This is a genomic window from Mycobacterium sp. D16R24, assembly GCF_002013385.1.
Lineage (GTDB): Bacteria > Actinomycetota > Actinomycetes > Mycobacteriales > Mycobacteriaceae > Mycobacterium.
Window position 1 is genome coordinate 1 of record NZ_MAEV01000055.1, and the last position, 7,541, is coordinate 7,541.

A 7,541-nucleotide genomic window follows, 5' to 3' on the forward strand; every position below is an offset into this window, starting at 1 on the left:
CCAGCAGGAAACCCGTTGCGGTTCTCCCAAACTCACCGGCTGCGGCACACCCGCGCCACCGAACTGCTCAACGATGGTGTCCCGTTTCACGTGGTGCAGCGCTACCTGGGCCACAAGAGCCCGGAGATGACGGCCCGCTACGCCGCCACCCTGGCAGCCACTGCCGAAGCAGAATTCCTCAAACACAAGAAGATCGGCGCTCACGGCGCCGACATCGCGATCAGCCCCGCCGACATCTATGAAATGACCCAGCTGGCCAAACGCACCGACCGCATCTTGCCCAACGGGGTATGCCTGCTGCCGCCGCTGAAGTCCTGCGACAAAGGCAACGCCTGCCTGTCGTGCGGCCATTTCGCGACCGATGCCACCCATCTGGACGAGCTGCGCGAGCAGCGCGCGGCCACCGCGGCACTACTCGATGCCCGCCGTGCCCAAGTGGCCGCCCGCACCGGCCGCGAGCTGGCCGACTCCAACGTGTGGGTCGCCGAGCGGCTGCGCGAAATCACCTCCCTGGACGCCATCATCACCCGCCTGACCGACCACTCGATCCCGACATCTGTGGCAGTCAGCGGACCGGCGACTGCCACACGGATTCCGTTGCTGCCCATCGCAACCCGTGGCGCTCACGAATCAGCACTCGATCACGCTCAGCGCCGCAGGAGCACCCATGACTGAACCCCAACCGGGCCTGGACGGGCTGCTCCGGCACGCCAAGGCACGCTCCGCCGATGCCCGTGCCCGCATCGACAAAGCGATCCGTGACCTGCGCCGTCAGCATGCACCGATCAACATCAACGCCGTGGCCCGCGCCGCCGGGGTCACCCGCAAAACCATCTACCGCAACCCTGAGCAGCTGGCCCGTATCCGCGCCCACGACTCCCTTCGCGCATCCACTACACCGGCCTCCGGCGCTGCCGCCGGGGCGATGCCCACGAGCATTGTGGCCGGGCTGCGCCGCGAACTGAGCACCCAGCGCAACCAACACCGGGCCCAAATCACCGATCTACATGCACAACTCAAGGAGAAGGACGCCGCCCTCGCGGCAGCGCACGGCGAGATCGCACGGCTCACAGCGCAACTGCGCCTCGGCAGTTAGCGCTTCGGCTTGTCGATCTCTGTCCGTACCGTGCGCACATGGCGACCTTGCACGTGCACAAACTAAGCACCGGGCAGAGCGTCTGCATCGTCCATCACCAGGTGCGCAGGTGCGCAGGTGGACCCACACGATTCTCGGCAGCCTCCAAGACGACAAAACCTACGACCGCTGGCCGGAATCCTGCGATCTTACGTAGGCAAACCGCACGTGGATGGCTATATCGAGAACGCACGCAGCTTCCACACACTCGGCCGGGCGGTGCACAGTTTGGTCAGCAGCAGGTCATCAGCACCTCTGGGCAATCTTCTTTAGCGCCATCACGCACGGCCTCGATCGGATGAGTATTGGACTGGTACTTGCCCCTCGCTGGCGGTCAGCAGGATCGACACCAACCGCAGCCTTGTCCGGGTCTGCTAAATGCTTTGAGCCGCAACGCCAATTCCACGGCAGAGCCCTCGGCACTGATATCAACCGTTGGTAGCGCCGGCGACCATGAGGGCGAACAACTCGACGCAGCCGGCGAGACGGTTACCGGTAGGCAGCGCTTTGTCGAGGTGTCTGCGCGGCCGGCGGTCAATGTTCGGTGCTGTTGGTTTCCAGGATCCAGCAGACGTTGGCGGCGGTGCCGGGTGCGCTGCGCTGGGCGCGATCGATCAGGTTCTGCAGGGTGGTTTGCAGCGCAAGCAATTCGGCGATTTGGGCACGCACGGCGGCTAGTCGTTCGGTCAGTAGCGCGGTGACCGTGGCGCAGGGCGCCAGGCCCTGATCGTGCAGTGCAGGATTTCACGGATCTGAGCCAGGGTGAGTCCGGCGGTCTGGGCCTGGCGGATGAATCGCAGTCGGCCCTCGAATTCGGGGCTGTAGTCCCGGTATCCGTTGCCCCGCCGCGTGGGCGCTGGCAGCAGGCCTTCGGTTTCGTAGAACCGCAATGTCTTGACCGGGACGTCGGTGCGGCGGGCCAGCTCACTGATTTGCATCCCGATCTCCCTTTTCCGACGGCTGCCCTTGACCTTCCACCGTAGAGGAACGTTCAGGATGGGCGGTGCCCGATCGATATCCGGTTGGCGCTACGGATCAGGAAGGTGGATCTAGAAAATGGATCAAGAGCTACGTGACTGTTGTGAGGCGATGGCCGCGGCGATGAATGGGGCCGATCCGTGTTGCCCGCCGCCACCACCGCCGCCTCCGGCCTGACCCCAGCGCCCGATCACCGGCCAACCCCGTGAACGCATGAACCGCTGGCGGTATTTGTGTTGCTGTACTGGGGTTTTAGGTGTGGGCCTGGATGATTTGAAACGGCCTCGCCCAGCCGGGCGCTGGCCGGTGTTCGGTGACCGTGAGGCCGTGGAGCGTGAGTTCGTCGGCCAGGCCGTTGCCCAGGACCTGGCGGGCGTGGGGCCGCTCGGTGAGGCGCAGGTAGGCGTTGAACACCCGCTGGGCCGAGGGCGGCCGGTCCAGGTCGATGGCCGCGATCGATCCGCCCGGGCGCAGCACCCGCACCACCTCGTCCAACGCCCGGCGCCGGGTATCGGTGGGGAGTTCGTGTAGTCCGAAGATGCTCATCGCGACATCGAAAGTGTCATCGGCAAAAGGTAATTCGGCGGCATCTGCTTCGTGCATCCTCACGTTACGCAGCCCGCTACGGGCCAGCTGGTGCCGTCCTACCGCAAGCATCTCCGGGGAAATGTCCACCGAGTCGATCGCCGTATCCGGGGCACGGGCCGCCAGCAGGCGGGCCGTGTAACCGGTCCCGCCACATAGTTCGAGTACCCGCGCCGGGTGATGGTCGGCGACCAGCTGCGCCAGACGGTTGTGCGGATGGCCGGGAATGACCCGGTCGCCCGCCTCGAACAGCGGCCCGGCAACAAAGAATTTCAGTCGGTTGCGTGTCCAGTCACGTGCCATGCTCGTGGCCCTTCGCTAGTGGTGATCGATACCGGCGGCGTGTAACGGGTCGGGTTGGCGGCGAATCGGTCGGCGCATGCAGCCGAGCAGAACCACCAGGTGCGCTGCTCGTGCTGGAGCCGGGCCGGCGCGGTGGCCGGGTCGATGCGGATGCCGCAGACAAGGTCGCGGGGGCGGTGGGCCGCGGTGAGCGCCACCATGTGCAGCGTCATGGATGTGGTGATGTTGCGCAACAGCGTTGGACCCAACGACCGTGTAGGCAGACCGTATTCGGCGGTGGAGTCAAGAATCTCGACGGTGATGACGGCCTGCCCAGCTCCGGCGAGTGCGGCGATACGGGCGGCGATGTTCACTGCGTGCCCGAAGAAGTCATCGCCATGCCTGACCGCGTTGCCGTGATGAATACCGGCCCGCACAGCCAAGAACCCGTTTTCGACGGCCACCGAGTCGGCCAACTCGCAGATGGTGGCCACCATCTGTGCAGGTGTGCCCGCGACCAGCATCACTGCGTCGCCGATTGTTTTGACCAGCGCCACGCCGGGACGCAGTGCATCGTGGGCCAGCTCAGCCAGCCGCGCGGCAAGCTGGGCAGCTTCCTGATCTCCGCATATCTCGGTGAGCGCGCTGTAACCGACCAGGTCCACGAACGCGAATGTCGCCGCCACCGTGTCGAAGTCAATACCTGAGGCGGGCAGCACTAACGGGTCTTCCAGCATCCTCGCCCGCCCTTTCCGGATCGTTCGGCCCCGCCGCTCGGGCCACATCGATCTTTGGCGCTGCCGCCCCGGCTTGACCAATCAACAGTATTAAACGCTATCATCGTCTGATGGCGATGAACAGGTCTTCGGGCAGCCCCCGGCAGGTGGTCGATGTGGAGGCGGCGACGGCGTTGTTCCATAGCCTTTCGGATGGGACGCGGCTGGTGATCTTGCAGCGATTGGCTGCCGGTGAGGCCCGGGTGGTGGATCTGACCGCCGAGTTGGGTTTGGCGCAGTCGACGGTGTCGGCGCATCTGGGCTGCCTGCGTGATTGCGGTCTGGTCGATTACCGGCCGCAGGGCCGCTCCTCGGTGTACCGGCTGGCGCGCCCCGAGGTGCTGGCGGTGTTCACTGCCGCCGAAGCGCTGCTGGCCGCCACGGGCAGCGCGGTGGCGTTGTGCCCGAACTACGGCCACCCCGGTGACGTGAAGAAGAAGGTGGCCCGGTGAGCGATGCGTGTGGCTGCGGCTCTGATGAGGACCGCCCCGGCGGCCAGGCCGAGCGCGAACCCGAACGGCTTTGGGAGATCGCGGAGCTGCGTGCGGCCGCGGTCGCGGGCGTGGTGCTGGCGGCTGGCTATATCACCGGCTGGTCCGGGGGGCCGCGCCCGGTCGAAATAGGGTTGTACGGGCTGGCTTTGGCGATCGGTGCCTACACGTTCGTGCCGTCCACACTGCGTCGGCTAGCCCGCGGCAAGATTGGTGTGGGCACCTTGATGACGATCGCAGCGGTCGGTGCGGTGCTTCTCGGTGAGGTCGGCGAGGCCGCAATGCTGGCGTTTTTGTTCTCCATCAGTGAGGGCCTGGAGGAGTACTCGCTGGCGCGGACCCGCCGTGGCCTGCGGGCCTTGTTGTCGTTGGTGCCCGATGAGGCCACCGTCATCCGGGGCGGCACCGAAACCGTCATCGCCCCAGCCGATCTGCAGGTCGGCGACATGATGGTGGTGCGTCCCGGGGAACGCCTGGCCACCGATGGTGTGATCCGGCAGGGGCGCACTGCCCTGGACACCTCGGCGATCACCGGCGAATCGGTGCCCGTGGAGGCGGGCCCGGGCGCTGAGGTGTTCGCCGGGTCGATCAACGGCACCGGAGTACTGCATATCGAGGTCACCAGTACCGCCGCGGACAACTCGCTGGCCCGCATCGTGGCGATCGTGGAGGCCGAACAATCCCGCAAGGGCGCCAGCCAGCGACTGGCCGACCGGATCGCCCAACCCCTGGTACCGGCCATCATGATCGCCGGCGCCGCGATCGCCGTCGTGGGCAGCATCTTGGGGGATCCGCTGGTGTGGATCGAACGGGCCCTGGTGGTGCTGGTGGCCGCATCCCCATGCGCGCTGGCGATCTCCGTGCCGGTCACCGTGGTCGCCGCGATCGGTGCCGCCTCCAAACTCGGGGTCCTAGTCAAGGGCGGCGCCGCCCTAGAAGCCCTCGGCGCGGTCCGCACCGTGGCCCTGGACAAGACCGGCACCCTGACCGCGGGCCGGCCCGCCGTCATCGAGGTCGCCACCGTCGGCGCCGCCACCGCCGCCCAAGTCCTTTCCGCTGCAGCAGCTTTGGAAGCCCGCAGTGAACACCCGCTGGCTGCCGCGATCCTGGCCGCCGCCGACACCGTGGTACCGGCCGACAACGTTCAAGCCGTCACCGGCGCCGGGCTCACCGGCGACCTGGACGGCCACAGCCTGCGGTTGGGGCGCCCCGGCTGGCTCGACCCCGGCCCGCTGGCCGCCCAGGTCGCCGCCATGCAAGCCGGCGGCGCAACAGCGGTCCTCATCGAAGAGGACCGCGCACTTATCGGGGCGATCGCCGTACGCGACGAACTGCGCCCCGAAGCCCGCGAAGTGGTCCAGAGGCTGCGCCGCGACGGCTACCAGGTCCTCATGCTCACCGGCGACAACGCCGCCACCGCGGCCGCGTTGGCCCGCCAGGCCGGTATCGACACCGTGCACGCTGACCTGCGCCCCGAAGACAAAGCCCACCTGATCAGTCAACTGCGCCAACACAACCCGACCGCAATGGTCGGCGACGGCGTCAACGACGCACCCGCTCTGGCCACCGCCGACCTCGGTATCGCGATGGGCGCCATGGGCACCGACGTAGCCATCGAAACCGCCGACGTTGCCCTCATGGGAGAAGACCTGCGCCACCTCACCCAAGCATTCCGCCACGCCCGCCGCGCCCGATCCATCATGCTGCAAAACATCGGCCTGTCCCTGGCCCTGATCAGCGTGCTCATCCCACTGGCCCTCACCGGGCTCCTCGGTCTAGCCGCCGTCGTCGCCATCCACGAACTCGCCGAAATCGTGGTCATCGCCAACGGCGTCCGCGCCGCCCGCACCAAACCACTCGCCACACCCACAGCCACCCCAGAGAACCCCGGCTCTGACCGGCACCCCACAACATTCACCCCAGAACCACTGACACCGGCGGGCGGAGCAGGCAGCGACGTTACCCGAAATCCGATGCCCGAAATCCGATGAGAATGGACACCTGAATCGCTAACCCGCCATCGCGGCCGCGACTACCGGCAGCAGGTGGGGTCCAGTACGGCACACAGCGCCGTCAGCGCATCGGGTACCGGACGGTGAAAGACGTTCATGCCGCGGCGATCTGACTCCACCAACCCCGCCTTGCGCAGCTGATTCATATGGTGGCTGACCGTCGATTCGGTCAGCCCCATCTCAATGGCGAGATCGCCGCTGATGATCTCGCCGTCAGGGGCGCTGAACAGCTGCGACATGATCTTCACCCGCACCGGATCAGCCAGGGCCTTAAGCCGCAGCGCCACCTCCAACGCCTGCATATCGGACATGGGACCAGCGGCCACCGGCGCACAACACACCGGACCAGTCGTGTCCACCACAGGCAGCGCTTTGGGCATACAGCCGATTCTCCCCGTCGCATTGACATATGTCAAAGAGGTGGCATACTGGCGACTGTCCGACTAGTTCGATGAATATCTCATTAGTTGTGGAGGTGGCACCCGTGTCCCGTATTCAACTCGCCCTCAATGTCGATGACCTTGACGAGGCGATCACGTTCTATTCCAGGCTCTTTGGCGCCGAACCGGCCAAACGCAAGCCGGGGTATGCGAACTTCGCGATCGAGGAACCGCCGCTGAAGCTGGTGCTGCTGGAGAACCCCGGCCATGGCGGCACCATCAACCATCTCGGGGTGCAGGTGGACTCCAGCGAGCAGGTGCACGCCGAGATCGCGCGCTTGAGCGCGGCGGGCATGTTCACCGAAGAAGAGATCGGCACCACGTGCTGTTTCGCCACCCAGGACAAGGTGTGGGTCACCGCGCCCGATCGCGAAAAGTGGGAAATCTACACCGTTTTAGCCGATTCGGAGACCTTCGGGGCCAGCCCCGAGCTGCTGGCCCAAGACCCTGACGGTGTCTGCGCCTGCGAACACACGGCCCAAGAGAGCCAGCCCGCGGACACGGCCGAACATCCCGAGGCCGCGGCGGCGGCTACGACGGCATGCTGCACCCCGCGATGAACCAAACCATGACATCGGCCGGGCATGTGGCGGTCGCCGGGAAGCTGTCCACCCTGGATCGGTTCTTGCCGGTGTGGATCGGGGTGGCGATGGCCGCCGGCCTGCTCCTAGGCCGCTCGATACCGGGCCTGAACACCGCGCTGGAAAAGGTTCAGGTCGACGGGATCTCGCTACCCATCGCCTTAGGGCTGCTGATCATGATGTACCCGGTGCTGGCCAAGGTCCGCTACGACCGCCTCGACACCGTCACCGGCGATCGGAAGCTGCTGATCGGCTCCCTAG

Annotated in this window: 8 protein-coding genes and 2 pseudogenes; 6 read left to right on the top strand and 4 right to left on the bottom strand. The window is 66.3% G+C overall.

The features are described from left to right. Together B4383_RS26000 and B4383_RS26005 are read left to right on the top strand one after the other, a co-directional pair. On the top strand, window positions 1-675 hold a 675-nt coding region (locus tag B4383_RS26000; RefSeq protein WP_176138504.1), incomplete at its 5' end, for a tyrosine-type recombinase/integrase. Then, on the top strand, window positions 668-1,096 hold the full coding sequence (locus tag B4383_RS26005) for a hypothetical protein (protein WP_078281808.1): 429 nt from the start codon (window positions 668-670) through the stop codon (window positions 1,094-1,096). The genes B4383_RS26000 and B4383_RS26005, both read left to right, overlap by 8 nt. Window positions 1,097-1,669: 573 nt before the next feature. On the opposite strand, the pseudogene B4383_RS26010 reads toward B4383_RS26005, so the two are convergent. The 3 genes and pseudogenes from B4383_RS26010 to B4383_RS26020 all read right to left on the bottom strand — a co-directional run bounded on the left by B4383_RS26010 (window position 1,670) and on the right by B4383_RS26020 (window position 3,717). Beyond that, window positions 1,670-2,073, bottom strand: a pseudogene (locus B4383_RS26010) (heavy metal-responsive transcriptional regulator). 292 nt (window positions 2,074-2,365) lie between these two features. Then, on the bottom strand, window positions 2,366-3,001 hold the full coding sequence (locus B4383_RS26015; RefSeq protein ID WP_078281980.1) for a class I SAM-dependent methyltransferase: 636 nt from the start codon (window positions 2,999-3,001) through the stop codon (window positions 2,366-2,368). Then, entirely contained in the window at window positions 2,971-3,717 is a 747-nt protein-coding gene (locus B4383_RS26020; RefSeq protein ID WP_078281807.1) for an adenylate/guanylate cyclase domain-containing protein, read from the bottom strand. Before B4383_RS26020 ends, B4383_RS26015 begins: the two co-directional genes overlap by 31 nt. 110 nt (window positions 3,718-3,827) lie before the next feature. Here B4383_RS26020 and B4383_RS26025 point away from each other — a divergent pair, with 110 nt between their 5' ends. Together B4383_RS26025 and B4383_RS26030 are read left to right on the top strand one after the other, a co-directional pair. Further along, window positions 3,828-4,208, top strand: a complete 381-nt coding sequence (locus tag B4383_RS26025) for a metalloregulator ArsR/SmtB family transcription factor (RefSeq protein WP_078281806.1) — start codon at window positions 3,828-3,830, stop codon at window positions 4,206-4,208. Continuing rightward, the gene (locus tag B4383_RS26030; RefSeq protein WP_078281805.1) at window positions 4,205-6,238 is read left to right on the top strand and encodes a heavy metal translocating P-type ATPase; all 2,034 of its coding nucleotides are present in this window, start codon (window positions 4,205-4,207) and stop codon (window positions 6,236-6,238) included. Before B4383_RS26025 ends, B4383_RS26030 begins: the two co-directional genes overlap by 4 nt. 41 nt (window positions 6,239-6,279) lie before the next feature. Here B4383_RS26030 and B4383_RS26035 read toward each other — a convergent pair whose 3' ends face one another. Continuing rightward, entirely contained in the window at window positions 6,280-6,639 is a 360-nt protein-coding gene (locus B4383_RS26035) for an Rv2640c family ArsR-like transcriptional regulator (RefSeq protein ID WP_078281804.1), read from the bottom strand. A gap of 104 nt (window positions 6,640-6,743) precedes the next feature. On the opposite strand from B4383_RS26035, the gene B4383_RS26040 reads away from it, so the two are divergent. Both B4383_RS26040 and B4383_RS26045 read left to right on the top strand, forming a co-directional pair. Beyond that, entirely contained in the window at window positions 6,744-7,259 is a 516-nt protein-coding gene (locus B4383_RS26040; RefSeq protein WP_078281979.1) for an ArsI/CadI family heavy metal resistance metalloenzyme, read from the top strand. Further along, window positions 7,256-7,541 (top strand): annotated as a pseudogene (locus B4383_RS26045) (arsenical-resistance protein); the annotation flags it as partial. The gene B4383_RS26040 and the pseudogene B4383_RS26045, both read left to right, overlap by 4 nt.